Here is a 15,229-nt window from a genome sequence, read left to right on the forward strand (position 1 = left end):
AGACGGAGAGGAGATCGACCGCATGATGATGAGCGAGCACCACGTGCGCGAGTGCGCCTACTACATCTGGGAGCGCGAGGGCCGGATTCACGGCCAGGCCGCCGCCCACTGGATTCGTGCCGAGGCCGAGCTGCGCGCCAACGCGATGGTCGCGGTCAAGCCGGCGGACGCGACGGTCGCGGTTGCGAAGACCGCCAAGGCGGTTGCCGCGCCGAAGGCCGCCGCTTCGAAGGGTGCGGCCGCCAAGCCGTCGCCGGCCAAAACTTCGGTCGCCAAGGCGGTGGCTGCGAAGCCTGCGGCCGTGAAGGCCGCCGCGAAGCCGGCGGCTCCGAAGACCGCCCGGGCCTCCAAGACCGCGGTGACCGCCGGCCTGGCCGCCAAGGCGAAGCCCGCCCGGACCCCGGCCTCGATGCACTGACGACCGGCGCTCACGCGCCATCGACGAACGATAGAAGCCCGCCCTTCGCAGGGGCGGGCTTCTGTCTTTCGCGCGGCACGCGGCCGGAACAGGTCGGTTCCGATCCGGTTGTCAGGCCGGAGGCGGGCGCCATGCCCCGCGAGGGGGTGGCGATGCGCGCGGTGATCTTCGACATCGACGGGACGCTCCTCGACAGCGTCGACCTCCATGCCAGGGCCTGGGTGGAGGCCTTCGCGCATTTCGGTGTCGCGACGGACGAATCAGCGGTTCGCCGACAGATCGGCAAGGGCGGCGACGAGTTGATGCCCGTGTTCCTGTCGCAGGAGCGGATCGCGCGGGACGGCGAGACGATCGAGGCCTACCGCTCTGACCTGTTCAAGCGGCGCTATTTGTCCGAAGTCCGGCCTTTCCCCGGCGTGCGTCCTCTGTTCGAGCGGATCCGGGCCGCTGGCGCCAAGATCGCCTTGGCCTCCTCCGGCAAGCGGTCGGAGGTGGAGCACTACATCGAGATCCTCACGATCGGCGACCTCGTCGACGTCGCCACCAGTTCGGACGATGCGGACCGGTCGAAACCCCATCCCGACATCTTCGAGGCCGCCCTCGAGAAACTCGCCGGTGTCCCGCGCGATGCGGTCCACGTCGTTGGCGACACGCCCTATGACGCCGAAGCGGCCGGAAAGGCCGGGCTTCGCACGATCGGGCTCCTCTGCGGTGGCTTCCCGGAAGCCGACCTCTCCGCGGCCGGATGCGTGGCGATCTACCGCGACCCGCAGGATCTGCTGGACGGATTCACTCAATCGCCGCTGACTGTGAGCTGAGCGACGAACAGCAAGCGGATTCTGTGACGGCACGATATTCGTCCACAGCTTCCAGCCGCGCTGTTGCCCCGCGGTGACGGAGAGTGGTGCCGGCTACGTAAATGCGCGAAAAGGACTGGTGCAGGTCCGCCGAAAGGCGTAGCGAGCCGCCCGCAATCTGGACTCCTTCGAAGGACGAGCGCCTCGCATGCCCCAGACTCACCAGGCCAGCCCGGCGCCGCGCTTCGTGCCCGCAGCCAAGACGCTGCGGGAGCAGATCGCCGACGCCGTCGAGAGCCGGTCGACCCCGCTCAGCCATCTTCTCCGCTTAATGGCAGCCCTCGACGCCGAGGGCGGCAACGAGGCCCTGCGTCTTCAACTGCGCGCCCGGATCGGCGCGCCGCTCGATTCCTGACCGCGCGGCTGCCGTTCAACGCTGTCGGCGCCGGTGGCGCCGGCCACCACGATTCGCCGGCGGCGCGGTCGCCTGAGCGATGCGCCGCATGCAGGCGCCGTAAATCTGCCGCCCGATCTCCTCAAGTTCCAGACCCCGGGGGTTCGGCGCGGTGAAGACCTTGGCCCGCGCCTCAACGCGACAGGCCGCATCCTCGGGGCTCCGGATCGGCGGCTCGGCACGAACGGCGCCGCAGCTCAGAGTCAGTGCTGTCCACGTTGCGGCGGTTATCGCGAAACGCGTGCTTGCCCGGATACTCGTCGGCATACTGATCTTCGAACCTCACTCGCTCGTGATGCCGTCATAGAGCAACGCGAACGTCAGTGAAGCTTCGTCAGAGTGCTGGCTTCGGCAAGCGCCGAAGGCCCGGCCACCTTAAGGTACGATCCAGAGGCATCGGCCGGCATCGGCGATCGTCATGCACTCGTAGGGTGCGCCCCCGATCAACGCCCGCTGTTCCACAGGCCCGATCGTCCGGCGCGGGATTCGCCGACAGCCAGCGTCCAAGGGAGCGGCACGGTCGGCACCCGTGGCCGCATCAATCCGCCGGGCGGCGATCAACGTCTCGCAGGCGATGACGGTGTCGGGATCCTGCGCGTGCGCGGATCCAGAACTGGCGACAGTCGGCACTGTGACGAAGAGGAGCGCGAGGATGTTTCGGAAGTTCATCGCGGCCTCGCATATCTGAACCGCTCGACTTGAGAGGTCGAACCGGCGCGGCTTAACGCGCCGGCGCTCGGGATAGTTGCCGCCCGTCTGGCGGGCGACCCCGGATGCGACGACGCCCGCCAGACGGGCGGGCGTCGTGGGCTCTTGCGGCTCGAACGGGCCGCCTGTCCGCGCTCAACGCTTGGTCTTGACCTTCGCCTTGCGGGCGGCGTAGCGCGCATCGCGCTGAGCCTTCTTGGCGGCCAGTTCGGCCGACTTGCGCTCCTGCGCGGCGGCCAGTTCGGCAGCTTCGCGGGCGAGCTGCGCGGCGAGTTCCGACTCCTCCCGATGACGCTTCTCCTCGGCAGCCTTGCGCTCGGCGGCGATCCGGGCAGCCTCGCGCTCGCGGGCGCGTTCCTCGCGGGCCTTGGCGACCTCGGCCCGGGCCTGAGCCTTGGCGATCACCTCAGGATCATCGGCCGGCGGCCGAGACTTGAACTTGGCCAGCAGAGCAGCCTTGGCGTTCTGGGAGTTCTGGCGACGGTCGTCGAAGTTCCTGTAGTCGAATGCGCTCATCTGACCTTTCTCGGTTGGGTACGTCTCGCGTCTTGCGGGGACGTCCGGTGAAGCCGGACACGTCTTGAGTCTGCAGGTTCCTGCGCCGTCCCCGGGCCTCGGAACCGCACCGATCCATCGGTTTCACCGATGGTCCGACCCGAGCGCTCGGCCGGCATCCAGCGCTCGGGTCGGACCACTGTCTCGAAAAACGCAAAGCCCTTAACCGGAGCGCTCCGTCGGATGCAATCGTGGAGACTGGCGCGCGGGGCTGACGAAGCGACAATCCGCGGGATCTCTGTAAAAGTTTCGTCCAGCGATGCGGAAAAACCTCAACCCGCCGACCGCATCCGGGCGCTTGTCGGCCGAGGCGTCCGTGCCTCAGCAGTCCCGGACAGCGTTACCGACCTGAGATAGGTCGCGCGCAAGGTGAGGACAAGGATAGCGGAAATGGCTTGAGGGACCGCGAGGCACGCCGCTACCATATCGACCGTCCCTGTTCCCTGAGGGCATCCCAACTTGCAGTCGCAGGAAAGCATTCGTGAACAACACGGCAGATCTGCGAATTTCACATTGCCACTCGTGATCTCGTCCGCATTGCGGCGGTCCGATCGCGGTGCGCGAAACCCGTATGCCCCGGCAGGGCGTCAGGGCCTGCGCCTGTAATCCGAAGATCGAGGAGTCGGTGCCGGCGGCCGACAAGGAGCACGCACGTGGCACGCAAGACCCGCAGGGTGCTCCGTTCGCCGTCGGTGCGCCCCTCTTGAGGATGAGGGGATTGGTAGAGCCGGACTGATGCGCAGGACCATGGGAGCGCCGCCCGGGGCACGACATCGCGCGAAAATCCCCGCCACATCGCACATGGCCGACCGAGGGGCAGTCCAATGCCTGAATCGTATGCAGATTCGCCGTGCCGCCATGGCTGGACCCACGTCGTCCTACAATATGCCCAAAAAACATACAGACGCCGGGATCGAGCGCCATCCGCGCTGTCGGATTCACGGCATGAGGCCTGCTACCAGGATTGGGCCTCGGTGGAACCAAAACCGGTGAGAGACAGCGATGCCTGAGACGCGACCACCATTCGAGCCCGAGATCTACGCCCCGGCTGCGGCGGCGTTCCTCGGGCTGACGCTCGAGCCGGCGTGGATCGGGCCGATCATCGCGAACCTCCGCGTTCTGGCAGCGGCGGCAGAACTCGTGGAGTCTTTCCTCCTGGCCGATGAGATCGACGCGGCACCGAGGTTCGAAGCGTGAGCGCGCCGGATCTCTCGACCGCCACCGCGATCGCCACGGCGATTGCCGGCGGCCGTGCCACCGCGCGAGAGGTCGTCGCGACTGCGCTCGACCGGATCGGGCGGCTGGACGGTCGGATCGGTGCCTTCACGGATGTTCTGGCAACACGTGCCCTCGACCGGGCCGACGCGCAGGATGCGGCCCTTCGCACAGGGGCGGCGCCGGCGCCCCTGGCCGGCGTGCCGTTCGCGGTGAAGAACTTGGTCGACATCGCGGGCCTGCCGACCCGCGCCGGATCGAAGATCAATCGGGACCGGCCTCCGGCCGGGCGAGACGGCGCCCTGGTGCGGCGCCTGGAATCGGCGGGCGCGATCCTGATCGGGTCCCTCAACATGGGCGAGTACGCCTATGACTTCACCGGCGAGAACGTCCACGACGGCGACGCGCACAATCCACATGCCCTCGACCACATGACCGGCGGCTCGTCCGGCGGCTCGGGAGCGGCCCTTGCCGCCGGGCTGGTGCCGCTGACCCTGGGATCCGATACGAACGGCTCGATCCGCGTTCCCGCCGCCTTCTGCGGCTGTTTCGGGCTCAAGCCCACCTACGGGCGGCTGACACGGGCGGGCAGCTTCCCCTTCGTCGGCAGCCTCGACCATCTCGGCCCGATGGCCCGGAGCGTGACCGACCTCACCCTTGCCTACGACGCGATGCAGGGACCCGATCCGGACGATCCGGTGGCGACATCCCGTCCGGCGGAGCCCGTCCTGCCACGGCTGGAAGCCGGGATCGACGGGCTGCGCATCGCGGTGGCGGGCGGCTACTTCGCCCGCGGCGGTGATCCGGACGCGTTCGCCGCCGTGGCGCGCGCCGCCGAGGCCCTGGGCGCACGTCGCGCCGTCGAATTGCCCGAGGCGCACCGCGCCCGCGCAGCCGCCTACCTGATCACCGCCGCGGAAGGCGCGACGCTCCACCTCGACCGCCTGCGCGCCCGGCCGCAGGATTTCGACCCGGCGGTGCGGGACCGGCTGATCGCCGGGGCGATGATCCCCGCGCCGCAGGTCGAACGGGCTCAGCGCTTCCGCCGCTGGTACCGCACCGCGGTGCTCGACCTGTTCGACGAGGTGGACGTCATCCTGGCTCCGGCGACCCCATGCCGGGCTCCCAAGGGCGGCCAGACCCACTTCGTGCTGGACGGCGTGACGCTGCCGGTGCGGGCCAATATCGGCGTGTTCACGCAGCCGATCTCCTTCATCGGCCTGCCGGTCGTGGCGGCGCCCATCTGGCTGGACGCCGGCTTGCCGCTGGGTGTCCAAGTGATCGCGGCCCCCTGGCGCGAGGACCTCGCCCTGCGCGTGGCGCGTCACCTCGAACGCAACGGCGTCAGCGCGGCGCCCATCGCGGAGCTTGCCTGATGATCATCGACGATCCCGCCGCCAAAGCCGAGGTCGAGGCCGCGTTCCGGGCCTACGAAACGGCGCTGACCACCAATGACGTGCCGACTCTGGAGGCCCTGTTCCGGGACGACCCGCTGACCATCCGGTACGGCATCGGCGAGAACCTCTATGGCATGGATGCGATCCGCGCCTTCCGCCGGGCGCGTTCTCCGGTCGGACTGGAGCGCACTCTTGCCCGGACGCAGATCACAACCTACGGGCGCGACTTCGCCACCGCCATGACGCTGTTCGACCGCGCGAATGCGCCCGGGAAGATCGGGCGGCAGAGCCAGACCTGGGTGCGCTTCGCGGAGGGCTGGCGCGTCGCCGCCGCCCATGTGAGTTTGATCGACGCGGAATAGGCATCGGCGGGAGCCCGTGCGCACGAGGCGGGGCGACTGGCCGGGGGCTTGCATACGATCGAGCGTATTCCGGACCGCATAGGCCCGGACCAACGCGAGTACTCGACGCAAGATGTTGTTCCGCCTCAAAGAATTCGGCACCCGTGCGGTCCTGGCCGGCGCCCTGGCGCTCTCCGCGAGCACCGCCGCCCTCGCGCAGGGGACGCTGCGGATCGGCATGACCGCCTCCGACATCCCGCTGACCACCGGCCAGACCGACAATGGCGGCGAGGGCATGCGGTTCCTCGGCTACACGGTCTACGATGGTCTGATCAATTGGGACCTGTCGAGCGCGGAACTGGCCTCCGATCTCGTGCCGGGGCTGGCCACCAGTTGGACCGTCGATCCGAGCGACAAGACCAAGTGGACCTTCAAGCTACGGCCGGGGGTGAAATTCCATGACGGCTCCGACTTCACCGCCGATGCGGTGGTCTGGAACCTCGACAAGCTCCTGAAGGCCGACGCGCCGCAATACGATCCGCGCCAGTCCGCCCAAGGAAAGACCCGCATCCCCGCGGTGGCGACCTACCGGGCCGTCGACCCGCTCACGGTGGAGATCACCACCAAGGCACCGGACGCGACGCTGCCCTACCAGATCGCCTGGATCATGATGTCGTCGCCGGCCCAGTGGGAGAAGCTCGGCAAGTCCTGGGATGCCTTCGCCAAGCAGCCCTCCGGCACCGGCCCTTGGAAGCTGACGCTGTTCGCCCCGCGCGAGCGCGCCGAGATGGTGCCGTTCAAGGAATACTGGGACACGAACCGGGTCCCGAAGCTCGACAAGCTGGTGCTCATCCCGCTGCCCGAGGCCAATGCCCGGACCGCAGCGCTCCGCTCCGGGCAAGTGGACTGGATCGAGGCGCCCGCACCCGATTCCGTGGCCTCGCTCAAGAGCGCCGGCTTCACCGTCGTCACCAACGCCTATCCGCACAACTGGACCTGGCATCTATCGCGGGTGGAGGGCTCGCCCTGGAACGACATCCGCGTGCGCAAGGCGGCGAACCTCGCCATCGACCGCGAGGGCCTGAAGGAGCTGCTCGGCGGCCTCGCGATCCCCGCCAAGGGCTTCATGCCGCCCGGCCACCAGTGGTTCGGCCACCCGAACTTCGACCTGAAATACGACCCTGAGGCGGCCAAGAAGCTGCTGGCCGAGGTGGGATACAGCCCGGCGAAGCCCCTCAAGCTGAAGGTCGCGATCTCGGCCTCGGGCTCGGGCCAGATGCAGCCGCTGCCGATGAACGAGTTCGTCCAGCAGAGCCTCGCCGACGTGGGCATCCAAGTCGATTACGAAGTGGTCGAGTGGAACACGCTGATCAACATCTGGCGGGCGGGCGCCAAGGCGGACATCTCCCGCGGGGTCTCGGCGATCAACTACTCGTACTTCATCCAGGACCCGTTCACCGGCCTGATCCGGCACCTCCAGTGCAATCTGGCACCGCCAAACGGCACCAACTGGGGCTATTACTGCAATCCGGCGATGGACAAGCTGTTCGATCAGGTCCGAAACACCTTCGACAAGGCCGAGCAGACGAAGGTTCTGGAGAAGATCCACGAGAAGTACGTGGATGACGCATTGTTCATCATGATCACGCACGACGTGAACCCGCGGGCGATGAGTCCGAAGGTGAAAGGCTTCGTCCAGGCGCAGAACTGGTTCCAAGACTTTTCGAAAATCACACTTGCGACAGCAGCGAAGTAGCGGGACTGATTGTCTTTCTCCTCCCCCCTTGTGGGGAGGAGCCGGAGGCGGTGGTGGCCTGGGATCAGAGGCGTGACGGTGCCTCCTGAACCACCCCCACCCCTGCCGCCTCCCGACAGGGGGGCGGGAAGACCCGAGGCTGCACACGACGACGGGGCCTTCGATGTTGCTCTACATCCTCAAACGACTCATCTACGTGACCCCCGTGGCGTTCGGGGTCAGCGTGGTCTGCTTCCTTCTCGTCCACCTGGCCCCGGGCGATCCGCTCAGCGCGGTGCTGCCCGCCGACGCCACCCAGGCCACCATCGACGAGATGCGGGCCGCCTACGGGTTCGATAAGCCGCTGCCGGTCCAGTACCTGATCTGGCTCTGGCACGTGCTGCACGGCGATCTCGGCATCTCCATCGCGACCGGCCGGCCGGTGCTCGGCGAGGTCAGCCGCGCCGTGGTGAACTCGCTGATCCTCGCCTCCGTGGCGACCGTGATCGGCTTCACCTTCGGGACGCTGTTCGGCTTCGTGGCGGGCTATCACCGCAACTCGCTCGCCGACCGGGCGGCCTCCGCACTCTCGGTCTTCGGCGTGAGCGTGCCGCATTACTGGCTCGGCATGGTCCTGGTGATCGTGTTCTCGGCGACGCTGGGCTGGCTGCCGCCCACCGGTGCCGGCCCAGACGGCTCCGGCAACTGGCGGCCCGATTTCGACCACCTGCGCTACCTGATCCTGCCGGCGGTGACGATGTCGGTCATCCCCATGGGGATCATCGCCCGCACGGTGCGCGCCCTGGTCGCCGACATCCTCTCCCAGGACTTCGTCGAGGCCCTGCGCGCCAAGGGCATGGACGAGCGCGGCGTGTTCAAGCACGTCGTCCGCAACGCCGCTCCGACGGCGCTCGCCATCATGGGCCTCCAGCTCGGCTACCTGCTGGGCGGCTCGATCCTGGTCGAGACCGTGTTCGCGTGGCCGGGCACCGGCTTCCTCCTCAACGCCGCGATCTTCCAGCGCGACCTGCCCCTGCTGCAGGGCTCGATCCTCGTGCTGGCGATGTTCTTCGTGGTCCTCAACCTGCTGGTGGACGTGATGCAGACCGCCCTCGACCCGCGCATCGAGCGCGCCTGAGCCGGAGCCCGATGATGACCGCTCCCGTCACCGCCGCCTCCTTGGCCGTCGACGGCGGCGTGCTCGCCGCCGAAGACGTCGCGCACGGTCCCAAGGCCGCGTTCGCGCCGTCGCGCGGCTTCTGGGGGCATGTCGGCCATCGGCTGATGCGCGACCCCGTGGCCATGGCCGCCGGCGCCGTGATCCTCGTGGTCGTGATCATCGCGGTTTTGGCGCCCTGGATCACCCCGATGGACCCGTACAAGGGCTCCATGCTGAAGCGCTTGAAGCATGTCGGCGACGCCACCTACTGGCTCGGCTCGGACGAACTCGGGCGGGACATGATCAGCCGGCTGATGCTGGGCTCGCGGCTGTCGCTGTTCATCGGCGTCACACCGGTGCTGATCGCGTTCGTGATCGGCTCCGGGATCGGGATCCTGGCCGGCTATGTCGGCGGCTGGACCAACACGATCCTGATGCGCACCATCGACGTGTTCTTCGCCTTTCCGTCGGTCCTGCTGGCGATCGCGCTGTCCGGTGCGCTCGGCGCCGGCATCTTCAACTCGATCGTCTCGCTCACCTGCGTGTTCGTGCCCCAGATCGCCCGGGTCGCCGAGAGCGTCACCACCGGCATCCGCCGCCGCGACTACATCGACGCCGCCAAGCTGTCGGGGGCCTCGGCCCTGACGATCATGCGGGTGCAGGTCCTGGGAAACGTCGTCGGCCCGATCTTCGTCTATTCGACGAGCCTGATCTCGGTGTCGATGATCCTGGCCTCGGGCCTCTCGTTCCTCGGCCTCGGGGTCCGGCCGCCGGAGCCGGAATGGGGCCTGATGCTCAACACCCTGCGCACCGCGATCTACGTGAACCCGGTGGTCGCGGCGCTTCCGGGGGTGTGCATCTTCATCGTCTCGATCGCCTTCAACCTGTTCTCGGACGGCCTGCGCGCTGCCATGGAGATTCGCCAGTGAGCGTCATCCCGGACGCCCCCGACCCGTTCGTCCACGACCGCGGCGGACCCGCCCAACCGCTCCTGTCGGTCTCGGGGCTGATCAAGCACTTCCCGGTCCGCAAGGCCGGAGGCAAGAAGCAGGTCGTGCGCGCCGTCGACGGCGTCGACTTCGACGTCCTCAAGGGCGAGACGTTGGGCATCGTCGGCGAATCCGGCTGCGGCAAGTCCACGACCGCCAAGCTGCTGATGGGCCTGATCGAGCGCGATGCGGGCACGATGCTCTACGACGGCCAGGCGGTCGGCGAGCGCGCCATGCCCTGGCGGTCCTACCGCCGCGAGGTCCAGATGGTGTTCCAGGACAGCTACGCGTCCCTGAACCCGCGCATGACCGTCGAACAGTCGATCGCCTTCGGCCCGAAGGTGAACGGCGTCCCCGGCCGGGAGGCGGTGGAGCGCGCCCGGGCGCTGCTCGCTCGGGTCGGCCTGGAGCCGAAGCGTTTCGCCGGCCGCTACCCGCACGAGATCTCCGGCGGCCAGCGCCAGCGGGTCAACATCGCCCGCTCCCTCGCCCTCGAGCCCCGGCTGGTGCTCCTCGACGAGGCGGTCTCGGCGCTGGACAAGTCGGTGGAGGCGCAGGTGCTGAACCTCCTCCTCGACCTCAAGGCCGAGTTCGGCCTGACCTACATCTTCATCAGCCACGACCTGAACGTCGTGCGCTTCATCTCCGACCGCGTGATGGTGATGTATCTCGGCCGGGTCTCGGAGATCGGCCCCTCCGACACGGTGCTCGACGCGCCGGGCCACCCCTACACCGAGGCGCTGCTCGCCGCGATGCCGTCCCTCGACCCCGACAACCGCACGCAGACCGCGCTGTTGCAGGGCGACCCGCCGAACCCGATCGACCCGCCGCCGGGCTGCCGCTTCCACCCGCGCTGCGCCATCGCCGAAGGGATCTGCGGCCAGAAGGAGCCGCCGCTCGACGCGATCCAGCCGCTCCACCGGGTCGCCTGCCTCGCCCGGCAGCCCGGCTCCGGCCATTCCGCGGCGCCGGCAGAGGCGCTCGCGGCATGAGCGCGCCGATGCCTCCTTCAGAGCCCGCCGTCGCGCTCAAGGACCTGCGGGTCGCCTTCGGCAAGGTGCAGGTCGTCGACGGCGTCGACCTGACCCTGGAGCGCGGGCAGGCGATGGCCCTCATCGGCGAATCCGGCTCGGGCAAGAGCGTGACGCTCCGTGCGATCCTGCGCCTGTTCCCCGAGGGCCGCAGCCGGATCGAGGGCCGGATCCTCGCGGCCGGCAAGGACGTGCAGGCGCTGACCAAGCGCCAGCTCGCCGATTTCCGCGGCGGCGACGTCTCGATGATCTTCCAGGAGCCGCTCCTCGCCTTCGATCCGGTCTACACGGTCGGCCAGCAGATCACCGAGGCGATCCACCGTCACGAGAAGATCTCCAAGGACGAGGCCCGCAAGAGGGCGCTGGCCCTGTTCGAGCGCGTGCGGATCCCGAGCCCGGAGCGGCGGCTCGACAACTACCCGCACGAGATGTCCGGCGGCATGCGCCAGCGGGCCATGATCGCGCTGGCGCTGGCCTGCCGGCCGCAGGTGCTGCTCGCCGACGAGCCGACCACGGCGCTCGACGCCACGGTGCAGATCCAGGTCCTGCTGCTCCTGCGCGAGCTGCAGCGGGACCTCGGCCTATCGATCGTCATCGTGACGCACGATCTCGGCGCCGCCGTGGAGGTCGCCGACCGGATCGCCGTGATGTACGCGGGCAAGATCGTCGAGACCGGCACCGCGCACCAGGTGGTGTTGAACCCGCACCACCCCTACACGATCGGCCTGTTGCGCAGCCGGGCGGAGGGGGCCTTGGCCAAGGGCTCCCGTCTCCAGACCATCCCCGGCAGCCCGCCCGACCTCGCCAACCGCCCGCCGGGCTGTCCCTTCGCCCCGCGTTGCTTCCTGGCCGAGGAGCGCTGCCGCCGCGAGATGCCGCCGGTCGCCGAGATCGCGCCCGGCCACCGCGTCGCCTGCTGGCGGACCAAGGAGGCCTCCGCTGCCTATCGGGCCGGCCCGACCCCGGTGCGCGCGGCCGAACCGGTCCCGGCCTGATCTCGACGCCGCCGCGCGGAGCCTTTATCCGGCTTCGCGCGGACCGGCCGCTCGGGCGTCACGATGAGCCAATCCACTTCCGAGATCCTGCTCGTCCCCCGGGGCGAGGCCGGGCACTTCCTGCCGGCTGCGCTCGGCTGGATGGGCAAGCAGATCACCGTCACCGCCCATCCGGGCGTGGCGAATCATGTGCTGTGCCTGCCCGTCCTCGACTTCGTCCGCCTGGGCTTCCCAGAGGCGAACGGGCGTCTCGACCTGCTCGAACCCGGGGATGTCGAGAACCTTCGCGACGGACGCGCCGCGCTGCTCCTGGATCTCTCCAACGAGGGTCCGGGCCTCCACCCGCCGACCTTCGAGGCGCTGCACCGCAACCTCGCGGCGCTCGGCATCCCGCGGGACCGGGTCGTCCTGGTCACTCAGAACCGGCTGCTGCGTCTGGACTACGAGCGGCTCTACGGCGACGGCCTGCGATTCTGGACCTTCGAGTTCTTCCCGCTCCAGGTCGCCCTCTGGCTCGACGCCGAAGCGGGACCGCGTCTCTTCCCGCAACATGCCCTCGACCGGATCGGCTACACGCCCCTGGCCCGCCCTTCGGGACCGGCCCGCTTCCTCTGCCAGAACGCGGCGCTGCGCTGGCACCGGGTCCTGCTGTACCGTTGGTTCCAGCTCAACGGCATGGAGCGGGACGGGCTGATCTCGTTCCACGGCATCGGCGACGACAACCCGAAGGCAGGGGGCATCAACGTCTTCCACGCGCCGCCGGAGATCGCGGCGGCCTTCGGACCGCTGCTCGCCGATATCGACCGCTGGATCCCGCGCCGGGCGCAGCGGATCGATGCCGATCAGGGCACCGACATGGTCATGACCCTCGACACCCAGGCCTATGCGGATTGCGACCTGACCGTCATCTCGGAGACCGACTTCTTCGAGCTGGGCGTCGAGCGCATCACCGAGAAGTCCCTGAAGGCGGCCGCGACGGGGCTGCCCTTCGTGATGGTGGGTGCGCCGCGCGCCGTCGCGCGGCTGTCCGAACTCGGCTTCCAGACCTTCGGCGGCCTGATCGACCATCATTACGATCTCGTCGCCGACCCCGCGGAGCGCCTGCCGCTCGTGTTCCGGTCGATCGAGCGGGCGTGGTCGACATGCCGGAGCGACCGGACGCGCTGGCATCGCCTCGCTCGGGAGCAGGCTGAAGCCAATGTCGCGCATGCGCGCCGCGGATTGCTGCCGCAGCTCGACCGGGTGATGGTCGCGCCGCTGATCGAGCGCCTGACCCGGTTCATGGACACGGGCGCCGTCGTACACTGATCGCACCCGCGCCGTGACCGCAGCCCTTCTCGCGCCGGACCGCCATTGCTGCGCCTGCGGGCGCGCTCACTACGTCGCGGTCCGCTTCTGCCCCTTCTGCGGAGCGCCGCAGCGCTCCTGTCCGGATGACGCGTCCACGCCCGTGGCCAGCGTCCACCCGGTCTCGTCACCGACCCCGGACCGCCCGGTGAGCGCGGCGGCCGACCCGCAAGCCCCGCCGATCCCGGCACGTCCGGCGAGTCCACCGCAGCCCGCTGCAGTTCCTGCGCGGCGGCCCCGCCGCCGCCCGCGGCCACGCCGGGTCGTGCTCGCGTTCATGACCGTCGGCGCGCTCGCATGGCTCGCCATGGGCAGGCGGGCGCACCTGCACGGTCCGGTCCGGATCACGGTCCAATCCGGCTGGACCCCGGTGGCGCTCGCATCCTTTCGGGGCGCGACGCGGCTTCGGGTCACCGGAGACGCCGCGTTCAGCCTGCGTATCGACGGGGAACGGGTGATGCGCGTCGCGCCGGGCCGCGGCGCGACAGTCCGGCTGAAAGCCCTGCGCAGCCTGGACGTGCGGGCCGCGCAGGCGCGGGCCGTGGTCACGCTGACGCCGTGGCCGGAGTGAACGGGGCGGCGCGCAGGGTCTCCGCCAAGCGCCGGACGGCCGGATCGACCGCACGCTCTGGAACCGCCGCGTAGCCGAGCAGCAGGCCGGGCTCCGCCGCTCCGACGTGATAGGCCGAGAGCGCGACCGAGGAGATCCCCGCCTGCTCCAGGGCGGCCGCGGCGGCGACGTCGGTGAGGGAAGCAGTCCAGGCCGGCCCGGGGCGGGCGATGACGTGCATCCCGCCCTCCATCGGAGCGATCGCGGCCACATCCGCGGCGTGACGGCGCGCGCACTCCAAAAGTGCCTCCTGACGCAGCGCATACAGGCGACGGGTCCGGCGGAGATGTCCGGCGAGGTGCCCGTCCTCGATGAACCGTGCCAGCGCCCACTGCCCGATACCGGGCGGGGCTGGCCCCGTCTCGGCCAGGGCCTGGTTGACCGGCGCGACGAGACCCCGCGGCAGCACCAGGTAGCTCAGGCCCAGGGCGGGGAGCAGGAGCTTGGAGAAGCTGCCGACGTAGATCACACGGCCGCCGCGATCGAGGGTGCGCAACGGCGCCAGCGGACGCCCGGCGTACCGGTAGGCGCCGTCGTAATCGTCCTCGACGATCCAACCCGAGACCGCCTCAGCCCAAGCCAGAAGGTCGAGGCGGTTCTCCAAGCTCATGGCGTGCCCGAGCGGATAATGATGGGCCGGCGTCACCACCGCCAGCCGTGCCCCGACCGCGGGAGCGGCGTCCGGGGAGACCGACAGGCCGCCGGGACCGACGGGCACGGGTATCGGACGCAGGCCGGCACTGGCCAGAGCCTGCGCGATGCCGGGGAAGCCGGGCTCCTCGACGAGGGCGGCCTCCCCGGGATCGAGCAACAGCTCGGCGAGCAGGCGCAGGCTCTGGCGGATACCCGCCGTGACGATGACGTCATCGGCCTCGCAGGTGACACCCCGCGCCTGCGCCAGATAGGCGGCGATGGCGCGGCGCAGAGCCGGCGAGCCGCGCGGGTCCGGTCGCTCGGCCGGGCCGTGACGCCACTCGGCCTGGAGCAGGCGGCCCCAGACGTCGAACGGGAAGGCGTCTTGTGCCGGCCGGCCAAGGGCGAACGCGTCGGGAACGCCGAGCCCGGCCATGTACCGCCGCGCTGGAGCGGAGACGAGGCGGGTTCCGCGGCGCGAGAGGTTCGGGGCCGGTTCGGCCCCCGATCGCCGCATCGGACCCGGTGCGGGGAGCGTGTCGTCGGGCAGGGTCGCGGCGACGCGCGTCGCGGAGCCCGGTCGCGCGGTGAGGTAGCCCTCGGCGGTCAGCTGCTCCAGGGCCAGGACGACGGTCCCGCGCGCGCAGCCGAGATCCGCCGCCAGGACCCGCGAGGCCGGAAGCCGGACCCCACGCGGCAGGCGGCGATCGAGGATCGCCGCGCGCAGGCCCTCCCGGAGCTGCACGTGGAGCGGCGCCGCGGCCGCGGGATCGAGGGTCAGCGGCAGGGGCAGCGGGTTCCGGGCCATCGGCCAACCGGTCCAGTCGAACTTTCGAAATTGGACC

15 protein-coding genes are annotated in these 15,229 nt (G+C 69.7%); 13 read left to right on the plus strand and 2 right to left on the minus strand.

Annotation, left to right across the window (positions count from 1 at the left end; translation table 11 throughout):
- Positions 1-22 precede the first annotated feature (22 nt).
- The 3 genes from ACXJKQ_RS01630 to ACXJKQ_RS01640 all read left to right on the plus strand — a co-directional run bounded on the left by ACXJKQ_RS01630 (position 23) and on the right by ACXJKQ_RS01640 (position 1,630).
- Complete coding sequence (locus tag ACXJKQ_RS01630) at positions 23-418, plus strand: DUF2934 domain-containing protein (RefSeq protein WP_457104012.1); 396 nt, start codon at positions 23-25, stop codon at positions 416-418.
- A 152-nt stretch (positions 419-570) separates the two neighbouring features.
- The gene (locus ACXJKQ_RS01635; protein ID WP_457104070.1) at positions 571-1,236 is read left to right on the plus strand and encodes an HAD family hydrolase; all 666 of its coding nucleotides are present in this window, start codon (positions 571-573) and stop codon (positions 1,234-1,236) included.
- A 187-nt stretch (positions 1,237-1,423) separates the two neighbouring features.
- Complete coding sequence (locus tag ACXJKQ_RS01640; protein WP_457104013.1) at positions 1,424-1,630, plus strand: hypothetical protein; 207 nt, start codon at positions 1,424-1,426, stop codon at positions 1,628-1,630.
- An 882-nt stretch (positions 1,631-2,512) separates the two neighbouring features.
- Here ACXJKQ_RS01640 and ACXJKQ_RS01645 read toward each other — a convergent pair.
- Positions 2,513-2,893, minus strand: coding sequence for a DUF6481 family protein (locus tag ACXJKQ_RS01645; protein WP_457104014.1), 381 nt, complete (start codon positions 2,891-2,893; stop codon positions 2,513-2,515).
- A 1,041-nt stretch (positions 2,894-3,934) separates the two neighbouring features.
- Here ACXJKQ_RS01645 and ACXJKQ_RS01650 point away from each other — a divergent pair.
- From ACXJKQ_RS01650 to ACXJKQ_RS01695, 10 genes are all read left to right on the plus strand, one after another.
- Positions 3,935-4,129: a DUF4089 domain-containing protein gene (locus ACXJKQ_RS01650; protein WP_457104015.1), complete on the plus strand. Its 195-nt coding sequence runs from the start codon at positions 3,935-3,937 to the stop codon at positions 4,127-4,129.
- Positions 4,126-5,523 carry an AtzE family amidohydrolase gene (locus tag ACXJKQ_RS01655; RefSeq protein WP_457104016.1) on the plus strand — a complete coding sequence of 466 codons (1,398 nt, stop codon included), beginning with the start codon at positions 4,126-4,128 and terminating at the stop codon, positions 5,521-5,523. Before ACXJKQ_RS01650 ends, ACXJKQ_RS01655 begins: the two co-directional genes overlap by 4 nt.
- Positions 5,523-5,906 carry an oxalurate catabolism protein HpxZ gene (gene hpxZ / locus ACXJKQ_RS01660; protein ID WP_457104017.1) on the plus strand — a complete coding sequence of 128 codons (384 nt, stop codon included), beginning with the start codon at positions 5,523-5,525 and terminating at the stop codon, positions 5,904-5,906. The genes ACXJKQ_RS01655 and hpxZ overlap by 1 nt, the downstream gene beginning before the upstream one ends.
- Before the next feature lie 112 nt (positions 5,907-6,018).
- Complete coding sequence (locus ACXJKQ_RS01665; protein WP_457104018.1) at positions 6,019-7,641, plus strand: ABC transporter substrate-binding protein; 1,623 nt, start codon at positions 6,019-6,021, stop codon at positions 7,639-7,641.
- A gap of 163 nt (positions 7,642-7,804) precedes the next feature.
- Positions 7,805-8,758 (plus strand): ABC transporter permease, encoded by a 954-nt coding sequence (locus ACXJKQ_RS01670; protein ID WP_457104019.1) that lies wholly within the window; start codon positions 7,805-7,807, stop codon positions 8,756-8,758.
- A gap of 14 nt (positions 8,759-8,772) precedes the next feature.
- A complete protein-coding gene (locus tag ACXJKQ_RS01675) occupies positions 8,773-9,708 on the plus strand; it encodes an ABC transporter permease (protein ID WP_457104071.1) in 936 nt (311 codons plus the stop codon).
- A complete protein-coding gene (locus ACXJKQ_RS01680) occupies positions 9,705-10,760 on the plus strand; it encodes an ABC transporter ATP-binding protein (RefSeq protein WP_457104020.1) in 1,056 nt (351 codons plus the stop codon). Before ACXJKQ_RS01675 ends, ACXJKQ_RS01680 begins: the two co-directional genes overlap by 4 nt.
- A gap of 8 nt (positions 10,761-10,768) precedes the next feature.
- The gene (locus ACXJKQ_RS01685; RefSeq protein WP_457104021.1) at positions 10,769-11,794 is read left to right on the plus strand and encodes an ABC transporter ATP-binding protein; all 1,026 of its coding nucleotides are present in this window, start codon (positions 10,769-10,771) and stop codon (positions 11,792-11,794) included.
- 63 nt (positions 11,795-11,857) lie between these two features.
- Positions 11,858-13,102 (plus strand): hypothetical protein, encoded by a 1,245-nt coding sequence (locus ACXJKQ_RS01690; RefSeq protein WP_457104022.1) that lies wholly within the window; start codon positions 11,858-11,860, stop codon positions 13,100-13,102.
- Between the two features lie 316 nt (positions 13,103-13,418).
- Positions 13,419-13,712, plus strand: coding sequence for a hypothetical protein (locus tag ACXJKQ_RS01695; protein ID WP_457104023.1), 294 nt, complete (start codon positions 13,419-13,421; stop codon positions 13,710-13,712).
- Here the strand turns inward: ACXJKQ_RS01695 and pdxR are convergent.
- Entirely contained in the window at positions 13,687-15,192 is a 1,506-nt protein-coding gene (gene pdxR, locus ACXJKQ_RS01700) for a MocR-like pyridoxine biosynthesis transcription factor PdxR (protein WP_457104024.1), read from the minus strand. The two genes, ACXJKQ_RS01695 and pdxR, sit on opposite strands and share 26 nt — an antisense overlap.
- Between the last annotated feature and the right edge of the window lie 37 nt (positions 15,193-15,229).

The sequence above is a fragment of the Methylobacterium sp. P5_C11 genome (genome assembly GCF_054049775.1).